Origin of the sequence: Georgenia sp. TF02-10 (genome assembly GCF_022759505.1) — a bacterium.
Taxonomy (GTDB): domain Bacteria; phylum Actinomycetota; class Actinomycetes; order Actinomycetales; family Actinomycetaceae; genus TF02-10.
In genome coordinates this window covers 1224157-1242958 of sequence record NZ_CP094289.1, presented here as the reverse complement: position 1 = coordinate 1242958, position 18802 = coordinate 1224157, and the positions used below count along the sequence as shown (strand labels likewise).

Genomic DNA, 18802 nt, shown 5'->3' with positions numbered 1-18802 from the left:
CAGGTGCCGGCCGCTTCGGTACCGGCGCCGGCTTGGTCGGCGCGAGCCCGGCCGACGGCGGCCGGCGCCACGTCTGGGTGCCGGCCGCCTCGCCGTCGTCAGCGTGCCCGGTAGAACCGCACGTAGTCGAACGCGGCCTCCGTGGGCGGCTCGGCGCCGCCGCCGGTGTACAGCCCCACCTGCGGCTCGCTGCCGGCCGGCAGGGTCCAGGTGGCCCCCCACCGCCAGTGCTCCCCGTCCCGGGATGTGGCCGAGCGGTAGCGCAGCTCGCCGGTCCGGGGGTCGGTGCTGTGGTAGATCCGCAGCCACATGCTCGGCGCGACCGGCCCGCCCAGGTGCGCACCCCAGCGCAGCGCCTCGCCCTCCGGCATCTCCTTGCCGAATTCCGCCTGCCGGGTGCCCCAGATGGCGACGTGGCCGAGCCGGACGAAGTGGTCGTCGTCGGCCCGCACGATCAGCCCGGCCTGCTGGTAGTTGCGGATCTCGTCCCGGCCGAGGTCCAGGTCCAGCCGGGTCTCCATGATCCAGCTCCCCGCGGGCGGCTCGCGCAGCAGCAGGCTGCCGGTGTTGGCCGGGCCGACCAAGTCCCCCGCGCCGACCGGCCAGCGCAGCGCGCCGGCGTCGACCCGGGCCGCCGGGTCCGGGCGCACCCAGGTCCAGCCGGACAGGTCGCCGTCGTCGAACTCCTCGGCCAGCACCACCCGGCCGGCCCGCGGGTCCGGGACCGCCCGGGTCACCGGCTCCGCGGCCCGGTTCACCGAGAGGTTGTCGAGGTCCACCGGCCCGTCGGTGGCGAGCGTGAGCGCCTGGGCCTCGAGGGAGCGGTGGGGCAGGTCGAGGGTGACCTCGGCGACCACGTCGCCGAGGCGGGACTCGGAGAGGACGGCGTGGGCCACGCCGTCGGCGACGTGCACCGACAGCGCCGTCCAGGTGCCCAGGTCGTGCCCGGCCGGGATCTCGGCGGTGACCGTCTGGGCCCGGCGGCCGGTGGTGGCGGCGCGGAGCTCGCGGCTGGCCGGGTCGAGCGTGACGGTGACCCCGCGGCTGCCGCCCAGGCCGACGGTCAGGGCCGGGCCGCCGGTGCGCACGTCCGCCTCCACGCGGACCTCGCGCGGCGCCCGGTGGCGGGTGCGGGCGGTGCCGTCGAGCACGGCGGTCTGCCCGGCGTCGCCGGCCTCGTCGGTGCCGGCGGACAGCGTGCCGTCCACCACCCGCAGGGCGGTGCCGGCGGCGGGGGCGTCGGCGTCGATGCCCAGCAGGGTGCCGGCGACGGGGGCGGGCTGGGGGGAGTCGCTGGGGCCGGCGCCGGCCCGGGCCAGCGGCCAGCCGTCGATCCAGTCGAGCCGGTCGAGCAGGGTGGGGCGGCGGTTGATGCCGCCGGGCTCGGCCAGCCACGGCCGGTTCCGGTCCAGGGCGTGGTAGAGGATCTGGTCCTGGCCGGACAGGTCGGCGACGACGGTGTGGTGCCCGGGGCCGATCCACCGGTTGCCGTTCTGGACCAGCACCTGGGTGCCGCCGGGTCGGGGGTCGAGCAGCGGGACGCCCTCGTGGTCCACGAACGGGCCCCGCGGGTCCTCCGCCCGCCCGGCGTAGACGCTGTACCCGGTGACCGGGCCGGCGCAGCAGTTCCCCGAGGAGGCCATCAGGTAGTAGTGCCCGCCGCGCTTGACGACGAAGGTGCCCTCGTACCGCTCGGCGGTAGTGACCTGGGTGGGCTCGCCGACGGCGCGCAGGCCGGTCTCGTCGAGCTCGGTGACCCAGACCCCGCCGTGGTAGCTGCCGAAGTAGAGGTAGCGCCGGCCGTCGTCGTCCAGGAACATCGCCGGGTCGAAGGTCCAGTAGTACCCGCCGCCGCCGTCGGGCCTTGGGGCGACGACGGGGCCGCCGGTGTCCGTCCACGGCCCGGCCGGGGTGGGCGCGGTCGCCGCGCCGATGGCGGAGGAGTCGCCCGGCTCGGCGGCGGTGTCGGTGACCGTGTAGTACAGGACGTACCGGCCGTCGACGTAGCGGATGTCCGGCGCCCAGAAGAAGGACGTCGGGGTGGCCCAGGCCGGGCGGGTGGTCTCGTCGAAGATGGTGCCCAGGTACTCCCAGCTGACCAGGTCGGTGGACCGGGCCACGTGCATGATCCCGAAGGGTCCGCCCTCGACGAGCGGGTCGCTGGTGGCGTAGAGGTACCAGAAGCCGTCCTTGCCGCGGATGACCGCCGGGTCGGCGTAGGTGTCGGCGAAGTCCTCGGTGATCGGGTTGGTGTACCGGTCCCTGGTGCCCAGGCCCGGCCAGCCGGCGGGCTGGTGCTGGGCGGCCGCGGCGGCGGGCTGGTGCTGGGCGGCCGGGGCAGCCGGCGGGTGCGCCGCGGCCGGTGCGGCCGGCTGGTGCGCCGCCGCCGGGCCGGCGCCGAGGAGCGCCAGCACGAGCGCGGCGAGCGCGGCGACCAGGGCTGCTGGCCGCCGTCGAGGAGAGAACGTCATCATTGCCTCCGTCGTGGGTGGGGGGTGGGCCGCCATCGTGACAGCCGGCTACGGCAGCTCGACGGCGGGGGTGCCGCCGGTCCACCGCAGCGGCAGGAGGTTCATCGCCCGGTAGGTCTCCTCGCCGTACCAGGAGTGGAAGGCGAGCAGGTCCTGCCCGTCCGGGCCGACGAGCACGTCCTGCCCGCCGGGGCCGACGTACTGCTCGTCGGTGCCGGCGGTGGTCAGCAGGGGTTCCGGCGCCTTGGTGTACGGGCCGAGCACGTCCGGGGCGGTGGCGTAGCCGATGGTGTACGCGGGGCCGCCGTAGTCGTTGGCGGAGTAGAGCAGGGTGTAGGTGCCGTCCCGCTCGACCAGGGTGGGCGCCTCGACCAGGTCCCCCTCCCAGGGCTGGTCCTGCTTGACCAGCCGGGTGGGGGCGGCGGCCAGGCTCAGGCCGTCGGCGGACAGCGGGGCGATCTGCAGCCAGGTGTCCAGCCCGCAGCAGTTGCCGTCGTTCTTCCACAGCAGGTACCAGGTGCCGTCGGCGTCCCGGAAGGTCGAGGCGTCGATGGCGCCGCCCTCCGCCTCGGGGCAGACCAGCATCTCCTCCCCCGCCACGGTGAACGGGCCGGCCGGGTCGGTGCCGGTGGCCACCCCGACGCACTGCAGGGCCGGGGAGAAGTTGGTGGCGGTGAAGTACAGCACATACCGGCCCGGGCCGAGCTCGGTCACCTCCGGCGCCCAGGTCTTGCCGGGGATCACCCAGCTGGGCAGCTCGGGCAGGGCGTCCGGCAGCGGCTCCCAGGCGAGCAGGTCGGTCGAGCGGGCCACCCGGACGTTGCGGTTGTTCCCGTTGGTCGCGTAGGCGTAGTAGGTGCCGTCGACCTCCAGCAGGTCCGGGTCCGGGAAGTCGTCGTCGATGACCGGGTTGGCCGCGGGCGAGCCGGGCTCGGCCGGGCCGGTGGGCGTGGCGGTGGCCGACGGCGAGCCGCCGGTGCCGGCCTCGTCCGGGGCGCCGTAGCCGGTCCCGCCGCCCCCGCCGCCGCAGCCGGCCAGGACCACCGCGGCCACGGCGGTCGGACCGGGCGCTGCCCATCCTCAGCCCTTGACGCCCGAGCGGGAGACGCCCTCGATGATGAACCGCTGGAGGAAGACGTAGAGCAGGAGCACGGGCACGCTGGCGATGACTGCGCCGGCCATCAGCAGGTCGTACCGGACCGAGTTGGCCGTCTGCAGGGTCGACAGGCCCGCCGGCAGGGTCTGCATGTCGGCGCTGAAGAGCACGTAGACCGGCCAGAGGAAGTCGTTCCAGTTGGTCAGCAGGGACAGCAGCGCGAGGGTGGCGAGCGCGGGCCGGGCCAGGGGCAGCACGATCCGGGAGAAGATCTGCCACTGGTGCGCGCCGTCGATCCGGGCCGCCTCCTCCAGCTCCACCGGGATGCCGAGGAAGAACTGCCGCAGGAAGAACACCCCGAAGGCCGAGGCCGCCGTCGGGACGATCACCGCGAGCAGGGTGTTGAGCCAGCCCAGCTCCCCGACGATGAGGTAGTTGGGGATGATCAGGATGACCGGCGGCACGAACAGCGTCAGCACCACCGCGGCGAAGACCAGCCGCTGCCCGCGGAAGTGCATGCGGGCCAGGGCGTAGGCGGCCAGCGCCGAGGTGATGACGACGAGCGCGGCGTTGGCCACCGCCGCGACGAGGCTGTTGGTGAACCACCGCAGCACCGGGGTGCCGCGGGTCGCGAAGATGGTCTCGTAGGCCTGGGTGGTGAACGGGTCGGGGATCCAGGTCGGCGGGTACCCGGCGGCCTGGCCGCGCTCCTTGAAGGAGGTCAGGACCATGAAGATGATCGGGCTGACGAAGATCAGCGCCAGCGCGATCAGCACCGCGTAGCGCAGCACCGTGCGGCCGACCGGCCGGCGGGGGCCGGCCGGCCGCGGCTCGGCGGCCGGGCCGCCGGCCGGGGCCCGGGTCTCGACTGAGGTACTCATGCCCGGTCCTTCCGCTCCCGGAACGCCCAGAACACCACGATGCTCAGGACCATGAGGATGATGGTGAGGATGTAGCTCATGGCTGCGGCGGTGCCCATCTGGTAGTTCCGCAGCCCGGTCTCGGCGATCTGGTAGATCGCGGTCCGGGTCTCCCGGCCCGGCCCGCCGTTGGTGATGAGGTAGGCCTGGCCGAACATGTTCGCCGAGGCGATGATCGTGATCATCGTGATGAAGGCCAGCACGGGGCGCAGGCCGGGCAGGGTGACGTTGACGAACCGCTGCCAGGTGTTGGCGCCGTCGACGCGGGCGGCCTCGTAGAGCTCGCCCGGGATGTCCTGAAGCGCGGCGAGGTAGATCACCGCGTTGAACCCCAGCGTCCACCACACCGTGACGGCGACCAGCGCCACCCACGCCTCGGGCACCGAGGTGGTCCACGGGGTGTCCCCCGGCAGGCCGAGCCGGTCGAGGTAGTAGTTGACGAGGCCGATGTTGTTGTCCAGCAGGTAGCGCCACAGCACGGCGACGACGGCCACCCCGAGCACGTAGGGCGCGAAGTAGACCGCCCGGAAGAGGTTCTTGCCCCGCACCTTCAGGTTCATCAGCAGGGCGACGCCGAGCGGCACCACCAGCAGCAGCGGGACGGAGAGCACCGTGAAGATCGCGGTGGCCTGCATGGAGTCCCAGAACTGGCTGGCGGTGATGGAGTCGAAGTCGAAGAGGGTGGCGTAGTTCTCCAGCCCGACGAACGGCTTGCCGGGCAGCGTGTAGTCCCACCGGTGCAGGCTGATCCAGGCGCCCAGCACGATCGGGGCGAGCACGAACGCGAGGAACAGCACCAGGTAGGGGGCGAGGAAGAGCCACGGGGTCGCCCTGCCGTGGGTGGGCAGGTGACGGCCCGGGGCCGCCCGGAGCTCCGCCGAGCTCCGGGGCGGCGTGATCACCGGCGCCGACATGGTCAGCCCCCGAAGCTCTCGAGGTTCTCCTGCATCAGGTCGGTGGCCTGCGCGGAGGCGCGGCCCATGGCGTCGGCCGGCTCGACGTTGCCGAGGACGGCATCGGCGAGGGCGGGCTCCAGCGCCTCGGTCTGCACGCCACCGAGGCCGGGGACCGGCGGGAGGAAGCGCATCTTGTCGATCTGCTCGGCGATGACGCCCTGCGGCATGTCGTCCAGGACGCCGCTGTCGCGGACCGACTGCCGCGCGGGGATCATCCCGGCCCCCGCCCAGTCGCCCGAGTGCTCGCTCATCCAGGAGATGAAGGCCTGCGCGGCGAGGTACTTGTTCTCGTCCTCCCCGGCCTGCTTGGCGATGAAGAAGTGGTGCGAGTTGGCCCAGACCGCCTCCTCCTCGCCGATCGTCGGCACCGGGGCGATGCCGTAGGGCAGCCCGGCCGCCTCGAGGTCGTTGATCTGCCAGATCCCGTCCCAGGTGACGGAGGTCTCGCCGTTCTTGAACGCGACGTACTGGGAGTCCTGGGCGACGTCGGAGGGGCTGTACCCCTGCTCGATGATGGACCGCTGCCACTCCAGCGCGGCGACCGCCTCGGGCGCGTCGTAGTGCGCCTCGGAGCCGTCCTCGGCGTAGACCTCGGCGCCGTTCTGCCAGGCCAGGGACAGCCACATCAGGTGGCTCGGCCAGAGCTGGGGCATCCAGAAGGGCTGCTCGTGGCCGGCCGCCTGGAGCTTGTCGAGCGCGTCCATGAACGAGGCCTCGTCGGTGGGCGGCTCGGTGATGCCGGCCGCCTCGAAGTGCTCGGTGTTGTAGTACATCGCCAGGGAGTGCACGTCGAGCGGGATGCCGTAGCGCCGGTCCTGGTACTCGCCGGCGTTCCAGACCTCCTCGGTGAAGTCGTCGGCGGTCAGCTCCAGGGTCTCGGCGAGGTCGTCCAGCGGCAGGATGACGCCGCGGGCGGCCTGGGTGGCGAGCTGGTCCAGGTGCATGACGCCGACGTCGGGGCCCTCCCCGGCGTTCACCGCGGCGGGGACCCGCTGGTAGAAGTCGCCCCACTCCATGGTGTTGGGGACGACGGTGATGTTGTCGTGCTCGGAGTTGAACTGGTCGACCATCTCCTGCATGAACGGGCCGTCACCGCCGGTGAACCCGTTCCAGTAGGCCAGCTCGACCTCCGGTCCGGTGTACTCGCCGGTGAACTCGGCCTCCGGGGCGGCGGCCTCGCCGCCGCCGGCGGCCTCCTCGGGGGTCATCCCCCCGCCGCAGGCGGCCAGGGCCAGCGCCCCGGCGGTGGTCACGGCCAGCGCCGCGGCCCGGCGGGGGGTACGGGCGGCCCGGCGGGGGGTGCGGGGGTGGGGACGTGGTGCATTTCTCATCGTCGAGCTCCTCGTCAGGATGCGCAGGGCACGGTGCTGCGCTGGGTGAGTGCCACGCACTGCATTTCCTACCTCACCGGTAAACGTTGTACAACCCCACCGGCATCTCAGTAGGGTCACGGTGATGCCGGGCGCGGCGGCCGCGCCGGGTGGGCGCCGTCGGGCGCCGCGACCGAGGAGGTGCTGCCGTGGGGACCGGGCGGATCCGGCTGCAGGACGTCGCCTCCCGGGCGGGGGTGTCCATCAAGACCGTCTCCAACGTGGTCAACGGCACCGGCTCGGTCACCGCCGCCACCCAGCAGAAGGTCGAGAGCGCGCTGCGCGAGCTGCCCTACCGGCCCAACCTCGCCGCCCGGCACCTGCGCCGCGGGACCACCGGGCTGGTCGCCGTCGCCCTGCCCGAGCTGACCCAGCCCTACTTCGCCGAGCTGGCCAGCGAGCTCGTGCGCGCCGCCAAGGCCCACGGGCGCATCGTGCTGCTGAGCCAGACCGACGGCACCGAGGAGGCCGAACGGGCCCTCCTCAGCGGGGTGGACCTGCCGGTGCTCGACGGCCTGGTCCTCAGCCCGCTGGCGCTGACCGCGGCGACCCTGCGCACCTACCCGGTCCAGACCCCGCTCGTGCTGCTCGGCGAGCACATCGGGCCCAGCGGCTTCAACCTGGTCACGATCGACAACCGGCGGGCCGCGGCCGAGGCCACCGGCCACCTGCTCGACCGCGGCCGGCGGCGGGTGGCCGCGATCGGCGCCCAGCTGGACGGCCCCAACGAGACGGCGCTGCTGCGTCTGGCCGGCTACCACGACGCCCTGGACCGGGCCGGGGTGCCCCGCCGGGCCGAGCTGGTCGCCGTCGTCGAGCACTTCCACCGGCCCGACGGCGCCGCCGCGATGGACCGCCTGCTCGCCCTGCCCGAGCCACCGGACGCGGTGTTCTGCTTCAACGACGCCCTCGCCCTGGGGGCCATGCACACCCTCGCCAGCCGCGGCCTGGACGTCCCGGGTGACGTCGCCGTGGTGGGGATCGACGACGTGGAGGAGGGCCGGTTCGCCAACCCGGCGCTGACCACCATCTCCCCGGACAAGCGGGCCGTCGCGGCCACCGCGCTGGAGCTGCTGCTGGCGCCGGCCGGCACGGAGCCGCGGACGGTCACGGTGGAGCACCGGCTGCTCCCCCGGCAGAGCACCGCGGCCGCGGGCACGGGCGGCCGCGGGTGAGGCCCGGACGACCCGGCCCGGCCGCCGTGCCCGAGGAGGAACGATGAGCGCACCCCCGCCGCCCGGCGCCGGCAGCCGGCAGGACGCCCCCGCCAGCCGGCAGGACGGCACCTACCCCCGGCCGCAGGCCGTCCGGTCCCGGTGGGCCGACCTGTGCGGCACCTGGGACTTCGCCGTCGCCCCGCCCGGCGGGACCACCCCGGGGGAGGTCCGCTTCGACCGGCGGATCGAGGTGCCCTTCCCGCCGGAGTCGCCGGCGTCCGGCGTCGGCGAGACCGGCTTCCTGCCCGAGGTCTGGTACCGGCGCACCATCGACGCCGCGGACCTGCGCCGGGCCTGGTTCGCCACGGACGGCGCGGCGGGCAGCCCGGACGGCGGACCCGCGGACGGCCCGGACGGCGGACCGGCGGACGGCCCGGACGGCGGCGCGCAGGGTGACCGGGTGCTGCTGCACTTCGGCGCCGTGGACTACCGCGCGACGGTGTGGCTCGACGGGCAGCACCTCGGCAGCCACGAGGGCGGGCAGACGCCCTTCGCCGTCGACATCACCGACGTCGTCACCCGGGCGGCCCGGTCGGCGGAGCCAGGGGCGCCGGTGGTGCCCCGACCGCTGGAGCTGGTCGTCCGGGCCCAGGACGACCCGGCCGACGTCGCCAAGCCGCGCGGGAAGCAGGACTGGCGGGCCGAGCCGCACGCGGTCTGGTACCACCGCACCACCGGCATCTGGCAGCCGGTCTGGCTCGAGGCCGTCCCCGCGCTGCACATCGCCGAGCTCGCCTGGACCGCCGACCTGCCGGCCGCGTCGGTGACGGCGGAGGTCCGGCTGAGCCGCCGGCCGACCGGGCAGGAGACGCTGCGGGTCCGCCTCGAGCACGACGGCGAGCTGCTCGCCGAGCAGTCGACCCGGGTCCTGGACCAGGACGTGCGGGTACTGCTGGACCTCCCCCGCCAGCACAACGGGCAGGCCGCCCAGGAGCTCCTCTGGTCACCGGAGCGCCCGACCCTGGTCGACGCCACGCTGACCCTGGCGGGGCCGGCGACGGCGGAGCGCACACCCGGCCCGGCGGCCCGGTCCCGGCCGGACGAGGTCACCTCCTACCTCGGGCTGCGCTCGGCCGCCGTCGCCGACGGCCGCTTCCTCCTCAACGACCGCCCCTACTACCTCCGCTCGGTGCTGGGCCAGGGCTACTGGCCCCAGTCCCACCTGGCCGCCCCGAGCGCCGCCGCGCTGCGCGCCGAGGTCGAGGCCATCAAGGCGCTCGGCTTCAACGCGGTCCGGGTGCACCAGAAGGCCGAGGACCCGCGCTTCCTGTACTGGGCGGACCGGCTGGGCCTCGCCGTCTGGGGTGAGATGGCGAGCGCCTACGCCTTCTCGGCCCGGGCGGTCCAGCAGGTGACCGGGGAGTGGGTCGCGCTGGTCCGCCGGGACCGCTCCCACCCGTGCGTCGTGACCTGGGTGCCGCTGAACGAGAGCTGGGGCGTCCAGCACGCCGCGCACGTGCCGGCCCAGCGGCACTACGCCACCGGGCTGGCCAACCTGACCCGGGCGGTAGACCCGACCCGCCCGGTGGTGTCCAACGACGGCTGGGAGCACACCGACTCCGACATCTGGTCGGTGCACGACTACGCCCCCTCCGGGGAGCAGCTCCGCCAGCGGTACGGCACGGCGGACGCCGTGCGCGAGCTGCTCGCCGGCGGCATCGGCCACGCCGGCCGGCGGGTCCGGCTGACCTGCGACGGCGACCGGGGCCAGCCGCTGATGCTGACCGAGTTCGGCGGGGTCAGCTACGCCGCCGACCGGGAGGAGGCCTGGGGGTACTCCACGGCCGCCGACGCCGAGGACTTCGCCGCCCGGCTGCGCGACCTCTTCGACGCGGTGCGCGCGTGCCCGCCGCTGGCCGGCTTCTGCTACACCCAGCTCACCGACACCGGCCAGGAGACCAACGGCCTGCTCGACGAGGACCGTCGGCCGAAGCTGCCGGTCGAGCAGCTGCGGGCGCTCGTGCTGGGCGACGGCGGCCCGGGCTGAGCCGGGTGGTCGGCATGAGCGTGTCCCGCCCAGAAGTCGTGGCCTGCGTGCTGGTGCGGCACGGTCGGCTGCTGCTGTGCCATCGTCGCGACGACGCGCCGTGGTACCCGGGCGTCTGGGACCTGGTCGGAGGGCACGTCCGAAGCGGGGAGAGCGCGGTCGAGGCCCTGCGCCGGGAGTGCCGGGAGGAGCTGGGCATCGACGTCTCGGCGGTCGGCCAGCGCTGGCGGGTGGTGATCGACCGGGCGGACCTGACCGTGCTCCGGGTGGAGCGATGGCGCGGTGAGGCCCGCAACACCGCCTTGGATGAGCACCAGGCCATCGGGTGGTTCACGCTGGACGAGATCGCGCGGCTGCCGCTGGCCGACCCCCGGCTGTCGTCGTTGGCTGCGGAGGTGCTGCCCGGCGGGGGGTGAGCCGCGGGAGGTGTCAAACACCGATCCCCGGAGCGCCGGCCCAAGTGTCTGGCTCGGATCTCGGTCACCAGGAGGAAGCGATGAAGGTACTCGTCGTGGGCGCCACCGGGGTGGTGGGTCGGCCCCTGCTCGCCAGGCTGGCCGAGGCCGGCCACGAGGTCGTGGCCACGGCCCGCCACGTGCCGCGCGCGGTGCCCGAGGGCGTGCAGCTCCGGCGGCTGGACCTGCTCGACGCCGCCGCCACGGCCGCGCTCGTCGCGGACCACCAGCCGGACGCCATCATCCACCAGGCGACGGCCCTGTCCGGGCTCGGCAACAACGTGCGCCGCTTCGACCGGGCGTTCGCGGTCACCAACCGGTTGCGCACCGCCGGCACCCGCACCCTGATCACCGCCGCGCACGCGCTCCCGCGACCGCCGCAGCTGGTGGCGCAGAGCTTCTGCGGCTGGCCCTGGGCCCCGGAGGGCGGGTCGGTCAAGACCGAGCAGGACCGCCTGGACCCGGATCCCGCACCGGCGTTCCGGCGTACCTTCGCCGCGATCGTCGAGCTCGAGCGGCTGGTCACGAGCTACCCGAACGGGGTGGTCCTGCGGTACGGCGCGCTCTACGGCCCCGGGACCTCGCTCGGTGCTCGCGGCGCCCAGGTCGAGGCGATCCGCCGTCGCCGCTTCCCGCTCGTCGGGGACGCCGGAGCGGTGTGGTCGTTCCTGCACGTCGAGGACGCCGCGGATGCTGCGGTGGCCGCCCTGGCTCGGGGCCACGGCGTCTACAACGTCGTCGACGACGACCCGGTGCGGGTGGGGGAATGGCTGCCGGAGGTGGCGCGCATGCTGGGTGCGCCGGAACCGCGACGTCTGCCGGTGTGGCTGGCCCGAGCGGTCGGCGGCACGGGGCTGGTGCACATGATGACGACAGCCCGCGGGTCCGACAACACCAGAGCCAAGGCCGAGCTGGGCTGGCGGCCAGCCCACCCCGACTGGCGCGGCGGCTTCGCCGCCGAGCTTCGTGCGGCCCGTTGACCTGGCCTCAGCCGATCCGGCGCGGCCCCGCCTGCCAGGCCTCCCAGGCGCTGCGGATGATGTCGGTCAGGCCGTGCTCGGCCTTCCAGCCCAGCACCTGCCCGATCCGGTCCGCGGAGGCGACCAGCCGGGGCGGGTCGCCGGGCCGGCGCGGCTCGACGTCGGCGGTGACGTCCAGCCCGGAGGCGGCGCCGATCTCCTCGACGACCTGCCGGACGGAGGCCCCGGTGCCGGTACCGACGTTGAAGACGTGCTCGGTCAGCTCGCCGTCGGCGGCGAGGTGGTCCATCGCCGCCAGGTGCGCCTGGGCCAGGTCGAGGACGTGGATGTAGTCCCGGATGCAGGTCCCGTCCGGGGTGGGGTAGTCGTCCCCGAAGATCTTCGGCCGCTCCCCGCGGGCGAGCCGGTCCAGCACCATCGGCACGAGGTTGAGCACCGCGGGGTCACCAAGGTCCGGCCACCCGGCGCCGGCGACGTTGAAGTACCGCAGCCCGGCCCAGCGCAGGCCCCAGGCCCGGGCGCAGTCCGCGAGCAGCCACTCCCCGACGAGCTTGGTCTCCCCGTAGGGGTTGATGGGGTGGCATTCGGTGTCCTCGGTGACGGTCTCCACCGCGGGCATGCCGTAGACGGCGGCGGAGGAGGAGAAGATCATCTGCCGCACCCCGGCGGCCTCCATGGCCGCGAGCAGGTTCGCCATCCCGCCGACGTTCTGCTGGTAGTACCAGGCCGGCCTCGCCACCGACTCCCCCACCTGCTTGCGGGCGGCGAAGTGGATGACGGCGGTGGTGGCGTGCTCGCGCATGACCTGCTCGAGCCGCTCCTGCGCGTGCGGGGCGGCGACGTCGAGCTCGACCAGGACGGCGTCACCGGTCCGGTCGGCCGTCCCGGTGGACAGGTCGTCGACGACGACGACGTCCTCGCCGCGCTGCTGGAGGAGGCGGACCACGTGGGCGCCGATGTACCCGGCGCCGCCGATGACGAGGATGCTCACGACCGGCAGGGTATCGCTCGGTAGGTCCGGTCCGGCGGGCCGAGGGTCCACGCCAGCGAGGCTCGGCGGGGCGCCGTCGTCCTCACACGGCAGCGGGCGCCGTCGTCCGCACGACGGCGCCCGCGGACCTGGCGGGACCGGTGCCGGCCGGCCCCGGCCTTTCCTCAGCGGCCCCGGTCCCGGTTCTCCGGGAACTCCGTGCCCGTGTCGCGCACGTCCCGGGCCTCCTCGCCGGGCGTCTTGCCCGGCTCGGTGGCGGCGTCGGCGGCGGCGCGGCGCGGGTCGGTCCGCTCGGCCCGCACGTCGGCCTCGGCGGCGCGCTTGCCGGTAGACACCGCCGCCGCCTCCTGCGCCTCGTCGAAGACCGAGGGTGCCGCCGTGCCGCCGGCCCCCTCGACCTCCCGGCCCGGCGTCATGAGGTTGAACCGGCGGATCGCCCAGCTGAACAGGAAGTAGTAGATGACGGCGTAGGCCAGGCCGATTGGGACGAGGAGCAGCGGCCGGGTGGCGATGCCGAAGTTGAGCAGGTAGTCGATCGCGCCGGCGGAGAAGGTGAACCCGTGGTGCAGGTCCAGGGCGTTGACCAGCGCCAGGGAGGTGCCGGTCAGCAGGGCGTGGACGGCGTAGAGCGGGAAGGCCACGTAGGCGAAGGCGTACTCCAGCGGCTCGGTGATGCCGGTGAGGAACGCGGTCAGGGCGACGGAGACCATGATGCCGCCGGTGACCTTGCGCCGCTCCGGCCGGGCCGTGCGCCAGATGGCCAGCGCCGCGGCGGGCAGGGCGAACATCATGATGGGGAAGAACCCGGTCATGAAGGTGCCGGCGCTCGGGTCGCCGGCCAGGAAGCGGTAGATGTCGCCCTGGGCCACCTCGCCGGTGGCGGGGTTGGTGAACTCGCCGAACTGGAACCAGGGCAGGTTGTTCAGCAGGTGGTGCAGCCCGAACGGGATCAGCAGCCGGTTGACGGTGCCGAAGACGAAGCCGCCGATGACCGAGTTGCCCGGGTGCGTGACCCAGTCGCCGAAGCCGCCGATGACGAAGTTGAACGCCGGGTAGATCAGCGCGAAGAGCACGGCGACGACGACCGCCGCGAACGCGGTGATGATCGGCACCAGCCGCCGGCCGCCGAAGAACGCCAGGTAGGGCGGGAGCTTGGTGCGGTAGAACCGCTGCCACAGCAGGGCGGCGATGATGCCGATGGTGATGCCGCCGAGGACCCCGTAGTTGATCGTCTCCTCGCCCTCGGCGCCGGCGCCGAAGTACGGCGCCAGCGCACCGAGCACCGCGTTGAAGGTGAGGTAGCCGATCAGGGCGGCGAGCGCCGTCGACCCGTCCGACTTCCGGGCGAACCCGATGGCGACACCGAGGGCGAAGATGATCGCCAGGTTGTCCAGGATGGCCCCGCCGGCGGCGGCGAGGACGTCCGCCACCGGCTGCACCCAGCCGAAGCCGTTCCAGCTCGACACCCCCTCCGCGCCCAGGAGGTCCGGCTGGCCGAAGCGCAGCAGGAGCCCGGCGGCGGGCAGGGTGGCGATCGGCAGCATGAGGGAGCGGCCCACGCGCTGCAGCTGCGCGAACCCGGGGATCTGCCGCTTGCCGCGGGTGCCCGCAGCCGACGTTGCCGTTGTCATCATGTCTCCTTGTTCTCCGGCGCGCCGTCGCCGCCCTGCCCGGCAGTGGATACGTCAGCGTCCCGACCGGGTTACGTCGGCGTCCGGACCGCGTACGGTAGTGGTCTGGACCACTCGCAGGGCCACTAGACCGCGTCCGGCGCACGGTGTCAAGCACCGGGGGTCGGCAGGCTGGGGCGGGTCGGTCCGGCCGGGCCGGGCGCCGTCGCCGGGCCGGCTGGTGGCGGTGGACGGGGCTGGTGCGTCCGACGGCGGGCGGGGTGGTTGGTGCGTCGACGGCGGGCGGGGAAGGAGCGCGGGATGAAGTACACGACGGTGCGGGAGTACCTCCTCGGCCTGGTCGAGGACGGGCTGGCGCCGCCGGGCAGCAAGATCCCGTCGGAGCGGGAGCTGTGCGAGCGCTTCGGCGTCTCCCGGATGACGGTGCGCCAGGCCGTGGACGCGCTGGTCGTGGACGGGCTGCTCGAGCGGGTCCAGGGCCGCGGGACCTTCGTGGCGCAGCCCAAGGTGGACATGCAGCTGCGGCTGACCTCCTTCGACGAGGAGATGCGCCGGCGGCACATGGAGCCGAGCTCCCGGGTGCTCACCGCCGCGCAGGTGGCCGCGCCGGCCGAGGTCGCCGCGGCGCTCGAGCGCCCCGCCGGGGCCGGGGTGTACTACCTGCACCGGGTCCGGGTCGCCGACGGGGTGCCGATGGCGCTGGAGGAGAACTGGGTCCCGGCGGACCTGGTGCCCGGCCTGCTCGACGCCGAGCACGCCGACGGCACGTTCGCCGCCCTGGCCCAGCACGGCTACCCGCCGTCGTGGGGCGAGGACGTGATCGAGGCCGTGACGGTCCGGGACCGCTCGGCCGCCCTGCTCGGCGTGCCCGACGGCGCGGCGGGGCTGCTCATCACCCGGCGCACCTTCAGCGCCAACGTCGCGGTGTCCTACGCCAGGTCGATCTACCGCGGGGACCGGTACGCCCTGTGGGCGCCGGTCAGCCCGCCCAGCCCGGCGGTGGCGCCGCCGTGGCGGTCGGGCGCCGGGTCGGGCCGGCCGCTGCCCGTGCACGCCAAGGGAGGTCTGTCATGAAGGACGTCGAGCTGATCGTCACCGCCCTCGGCGGGGCCGACAACATCCGCGAGATCGAGCCGTGCGTCACCCGGCTGCGCGCCGAGGTCGTGGACCCGGTCCGGGTGGACCCGGCAGCCCTGCGGGCCGCCGGCTGCCACGGGTTCCTCCTCCGCGGCCGGGTGGTCCAGGTGGTCGTCGGGCCGGAGGCGGACACCCTGGCCAGCGACCTGGAGGAGCTGTGGGGCCGGGAGCCCGAGGAGTGACGGACCGGCGTTGGCGCGCTGGCCGCCGTCGGGCGCACGGACGGCGAGCCGCCGTCGGGCGCACGGACGGGCGAGCCGCCGTCGGCCCCGTCGCTGGACGGCGACCCCGGTCCCGCTTGACACGTGCACGGCACGCGCGCTGTGATCTAGACGTCTGGACCACCGCGGGCCCGGACCTGCCTCCCCCACCCGGGCGGCGGACCCACCCGAAGGGGAGCACATGGACACGGCGGAGGCGATCCTCGCTGGCCTCGGCGGCAGCGACAACATCCTCGACCTGGAGGCCTGCATCACCAGGCTGCGGGTGGAGGTCCAGGACCCGGGCCGGGTGGACGAGGCCGCGCTGCGCGGCGCCGGCGCCCACGGCGTGCTGGTCCAGGGCGACGCGGTCCAGGTGATCGTCGGGCCCCAGGCGGACACCATCGCCGAGGACATCGAGGACCTGCGGTGAGCGCGCTGGACGTGCTCTGCCCCCTGCCGGGTACCGCGCTGGCGATGTCGGACGTGCCCGACCCGGTCTTCGCCGGCGCCATCGTCGGCCCGGGCCTGGCCGTGGACCCCGTGCGGGACGGGGTGGTCGACGCCGTCGCGCCGATCTCGGGGAAGCTCCTCAAGCTCCACCCGCACGCCTACGTGGTCCAGGAGCCGGGGGGACGGGCGGTGCTCGTCCACCTCGGGCTGGACACCGTCCAGCTCAAGGGCGAGGGGTTCACCCTGCACGTGGCGGAGGGCGAGACGGTCAGCGCCGGTCAGGTCCTGGTGAGCTGGAACCCGGCCGAGATCGAGCGGGGCGGCCGCTCCCCCGTCGTCCCGGTCGTGGCGATGGAGGCCGGCGCCGACGCCCTGACGATGGTCGCCCAGCCGGGTGGCACGCTCCGCGCCGGGGACCCGCTGTTCACCTGGGCCTGAGCCGCTGGCGGCTGCCCGGCGAGGGCCGGTCGCGAGAGAACGAGGGCGACGCCCCGGTCGGGGGTCCTGCCGGCCCCCAGGCCGTGGCCCGCTCGCTGGCGAAGGGTCGCTGCCCGTCGGTCAGGTGCCGAAGCCGAGCCGGGTGCCGCGCTGGGCGCGGAGCCGGGCCCCCTTGTCCTGCGCGGTCTGGCGCAGGCCGTCCTGGTAGGTGACCATCGCCGCCCGCAGGCGGGCGGCGTCCGCGCCCTCCCCGGCGCCGAGGATCCGGGCGGCGAGCAGCCCGGCGTTGCGGGCCCCGCCGATGGAGACCGTGGCCACCGGGACCCCGGCCGGCATCTGCACGATGGAGAGCAGGGAGTCCAGCCCGTCCAGGTGCTGCAGCGGCACCGGCACCCCGATGACCGGCAGCGGGGTGACGGCGGCGAGCATCCCGGGCAGGTGCGCCGCCCCGCCGGCGCCGGCGATGAGCACCCGCAGCCCCCGGTCGGCGGCGGCGGCGCCGTAGTCGAGCATCTCGGCCGGCATGCGGTGGGCGGAGACGACGTCGACCTCCGTCTCGACGTCGAGGTCGGCGAGGGCCTCGGCGGCGTCCCGCATCACCGGCCAGTCCGAGTCCGAGCCCATCACGATCCCGACGACGGCGCCCACCACTGCCTCCCGCTCCCGGCCGGGCCCGTCCCGGCACTCCCGGCCCATCCTGGCACCGCCGAGAACGGCCGCCCCCTCGGTGCCCGGCGCCGGCTGCCCGGGTGCTCGAGCGGCCACCCACCAGGAGGCCGCCACACCTGCCACCCGCGTGGTGGCTGCTGCCTTCTGCGGGCCGGCGATGTCGGTGGCGGCGGTTACGTTCGGGACATGGACGACGACGTTCCCCGCCCTGCTCCGATCGAGGCGCCCAGCCTGCCGCCTGGTGCCGCTCCCGGCCGCGAGACCGGGCGCGGTCTCGGAGGTGTGGGTAGCGGCGGCGGGGATGTCGGTGGCGGCGGTTACGTTCGGGGCATGGCCGAAGACGTTCCCCGCCGCGCCCCGATCGAGGCACCGAGCCCGGCGCTCAGCGTCACCGGCCGCGCCTCCGCCGGTCGGCGTCGTGCCAAGGGTGTGGGTAGCCGCGGCGGCGGTGATGCTCCTATTGCTGTCAAGCGGCGTGGAGCCAGTGGCGGTAGGCGTCGGCGAGGGTGTCGTTGCGGCTGAGTCCTCGTTCGAGGCGGGAGATGACGGTGGGCCAGGTGCCGAAGTGGTCGGCGGCGGCTTGCAGGGTGATGTGCTTGGCGTTGCGTAGGGGGCGCAGGTCCTCGGTGCGGGGGACCGGGGCGGGGTGGGTCAGGAGGTGGTAGACCTCCCGGGCGATGGTGCGCTTGAGGCAGCGGATGATCTCTTTGGTGTCCTTGCCCTCGGTGGTGCGCTTGGCGACGTAGGCCTTGGTGCGGGGGTCGCAGGACATGCGGACCAGGACGATGCGGTACAGGGCGGCGTTGGCGTGGCGGTCTCCGCCGCGGTTGAGCCGGTAGCGCACGGTCTTGCCGGAGGAGGCCGGGATGGGCGCGGCGCCGCACAGGGCCGCGAAGGAGCCTTCGCTGGTGAGCCGGTCGGGGTTGTCCCCGGCGGTGACGAGGAGCTGGGCGGCGGTGACCGTGCCGATGCCCTTGGTGGCGAGCAGGGCCGGGGCGGCCCGGCGCAGGAGGGTGTCGAGGTCGGCCTCGAGCTCGGTGATCTCCTCGGTGAGGTAGCGGTGGCGGCGGGCGAGGTGGCGCAGCGCCGTCAGGGTCGCGGCCTCGACGCCGGCGGTGGCCGGGGCCGGCCGGGTGGCGGCGAGGCGGGTGAGGAGCTCGGTGTCGGTGAGGTTGCGGACCTGGGCGCGGATCTTCTCGGGGGCGGTGACGAGCAGGCTCTTGATCTGCCGCTGGGTGTTGGCGCGGGCCTTGACCGCCGAGCGGCGGGCCAGGTGCAGGGCGCGGATGGCCTCTACGTCCCCGTCGGCGGCCTTGGGGGCTGGCAGGCGGTCCCCGGCCAGCACGGCGGAGGCGGCGGCGTAGGCGTCGATCGGGTCGGACTTGCCGTGGCGGCGGCGGACCTGGCGGGCCGGGCGCAGGACCTCGGCGACCTTCACCCCGGCGCTGCGCAGGTGGCGGGAGAGCCCCGCGCCGTAGGAGTTCGTGCCCTCGATCCCGACGGTGGTGACCTGCCCGTGGCTGGTGATGAACCTCAGCAGGTCGCCGTAGCCGGCCTCGGTGGTGGGGAACTTCGCGTCCCCGAGCCGGGTGCCGGTCGCCGCGGCGACCACGGCGACGTGATGGGTGTCGGCGTGGGTGTCCACGCCGGCGATGACAGCAGCAGGAGCGCTGGCCATGAGTGGTGATGCCTCTTTCCGTGACGGACGGGCACACCGGCCAGGCGGGCAGACAGGACGTTGACGGGACCGTTGGTCGGGCTCATATGAGGTCATGCCCCTCTGGCCGGCGTGCTTGGTGCCCCGCCGAGGGTGGACGGATCATGTTCAGGA

The 18802-nt window shown here is 74.5% G+C and carries 17 protein-coding genes; 8 read left to right on the top strand and 9 right to left on the bottom strand.

Annotated features, from left to right (window positions below; all coding sequences use genetic code 11):
* Positions 1-98 precede the first annotated feature (98 nt).
* From MF406_RS18700 to MF406_RS05610, 5 genes are read right to left on the bottom strand one after another with little or no spacing between them, the layout of a single operon-like run.
* Complete coding sequence (locus MF406_RS18700; RefSeq protein WP_256463939.1) at positions 99-2471, bottom strand: family 43 glycosylhydrolase; 2373 nt, start codon at positions 2469-2471, stop codon at positions 99-101.
* A gap of 48 nt (positions 2472-2519) precedes the next feature.
* A complete protein-coding gene (locus MF406_RS05625; protein WP_242896987.1) occupies positions 2520-3524 on the bottom strand; it encodes a glycoside hydrolase family 43 protein in 1005 nt (334 codons plus the stop codon).
* Positions 3525-3551: 27 nt separating this feature from the next.
* Complete coding sequence (locus MF406_RS05620) at positions 3552-4448, bottom strand: carbohydrate ABC transporter permease (protein ID WP_242896986.1); 897 nt, start codon at positions 4446-4448, stop codon at positions 3552-3554.
* A complete protein-coding gene (locus MF406_RS05615) occupies positions 4445-5389 on the bottom strand; it encodes a carbohydrate ABC transporter permease (protein WP_242896985.1) in 945 nt (314 codons plus the stop codon). The genes MF406_RS05620 and MF406_RS05615 overlap by 4 nt, the downstream gene beginning before the upstream one ends.
* A gap of 14 nt (positions 5390-5403) precedes the next feature.
* Positions 5404-6774 carry an ABC transporter substrate-binding protein gene (locus MF406_RS05610; RefSeq protein WP_242896984.1) on the bottom strand — a complete coding sequence of 457 codons (1371 nt, stop codon included), beginning with the start codon at positions 6772-6774 and terminating at the stop codon, positions 5404-5406.
* Between the two features lie 188 nt (positions 6775-6962).
* Here MF406_RS05610 and MF406_RS05605 point away from each other — a divergent pair, with 188 nt between their 5' ends.
* The 4 genes from MF406_RS05605 to MF406_RS05590 all read left to right on the top strand — a co-directional run bounded on the left by MF406_RS05605 (position 6963) and on the right by MF406_RS05590 (position 11452).
* Entirely contained in the window at positions 6963-7988 is a 1026-nt protein-coding gene (locus tag MF406_RS05605) for a LacI family DNA-binding transcriptional regulator (RefSeq protein WP_242896983.1), read from the top strand.
* A 43-nt stretch (positions 7989-8031) separates the two neighbouring features.
* Positions 8032-10017: a glycoside hydrolase family 2 protein gene (locus tag MF406_RS05600; RefSeq protein WP_242896982.1), complete on the top strand. Its 1986-nt coding sequence runs from the start codon at positions 8032-8034 to the stop codon at positions 10015-10017.
* A 14-nt stretch (positions 10018-10031) separates the two neighbouring features.
* On the top strand, positions 10032-10433 hold the full coding sequence (locus MF406_RS05595; protein WP_242896981.1) for an NUDIX domain-containing protein: 402 nt from the start codon (positions 10032-10034) through the stop codon (positions 10431-10433).
* Positions 10434-10513: 80 nt separating this feature from the next.
* Positions 10514-11452, top strand: a complete 939-nt coding sequence (locus MF406_RS05590) for an NAD(P)-dependent oxidoreductase (RefSeq protein WP_242896980.1) — start codon at positions 10514-10516, stop codon at positions 11450-11452.
* Positions 11453-11459: 7 nt separating this feature from the next.
* Here the strand turns inward: MF406_RS05590 and galE are convergent, their stop codons facing one another.
* Positions 11460-12443 carry a UDP-glucose 4-epimerase GalE gene (galE, locus tag MF406_RS05585; RefSeq protein WP_242896979.1) on the bottom strand — a complete coding sequence of 328 codons (984 nt, stop codon included), beginning with the start codon at positions 12441-12443 and terminating at the stop codon, positions 11460-11462.
* Between the two features lie 164 nt (positions 12444-12607).
* Complete coding sequence (locus tag MF406_RS05580) at positions 12608-14074, bottom strand: PTS transporter subunit EIIC (protein WP_242896978.1); 1467 nt, start codon at positions 14072-14074, stop codon at positions 12608-12610.
* 300 nt (positions 14075-14374) lie between these two features.
* On the opposite strand from MF406_RS05580, the gene MF406_RS05570 reads away from it, so the two are divergent.
* From MF406_RS05570 to MF406_RS05555, 4 genes are all read left to right on the top strand, one after another.
* On the top strand, positions 14375-15148 hold the full coding sequence (locus MF406_RS05570; RefSeq protein WP_305852989.1) for a GntR family transcriptional regulator: 774 nt from the start codon (positions 14375-14377) through the stop codon (positions 15146-15148).
* Positions 15145-15393 (top strand): PTS transporter subunit EIIB, encoded by a 249-nt coding sequence (locus MF406_RS05565; protein ID WP_242896977.1) that lies wholly within the window; start codon positions 15145-15147, stop codon positions 15391-15393. Before MF406_RS05570 ends, MF406_RS05565 begins: the two co-directional genes overlap by 4 nt.
* A gap of 154 nt (positions 15394-15547) precedes the next feature.
* A complete protein-coding gene (locus MF406_RS05560) occupies positions 15548-15844 on the top strand; it encodes a glucose PTS transporter subunit EIIB (RefSeq protein ID WP_256463954.1) in 297 nt (98 codons plus the stop codon).
* On the top strand, positions 15841-16302 hold the full coding sequence (locus tag MF406_RS05555) for a PTS glucose transporter subunit IIA (RefSeq protein ID WP_242896975.1): 462 nt from the start codon (positions 15841-15843) through the stop codon (positions 16300-16302). Before MF406_RS05560 ends, MF406_RS05555 begins: the two co-directional genes overlap by 4 nt.
* A 120-nt stretch (positions 16303-16422) precedes the next feature.
* On the opposite strand, the gene purE is transcribed toward MF406_RS05555, so the two are convergent.
* The gene (gene purE / locus MF406_RS05550; RefSeq protein ID WP_242896974.1) at positions 16423-16998 is read right to left on the bottom strand and encodes a 5-(carboxyamino)imidazole ribonucleotide mutase; all 576 of its coding nucleotides are present in this window, start codon (positions 16996-16998) and stop codon (positions 16423-16425) included.
* A 439-nt stretch (positions 16999-17437) separates the two neighbouring features.
* Positions 17438-18649, bottom strand: a complete 1212-nt coding sequence (locus MF406_RS05545; RefSeq protein ID WP_371744502.1) for an IS110 family transposase — start codon at positions 18647-18649, stop codon at positions 17438-17440.
* Positions 18650-18802: the final 153 nt, after the last annotated feature.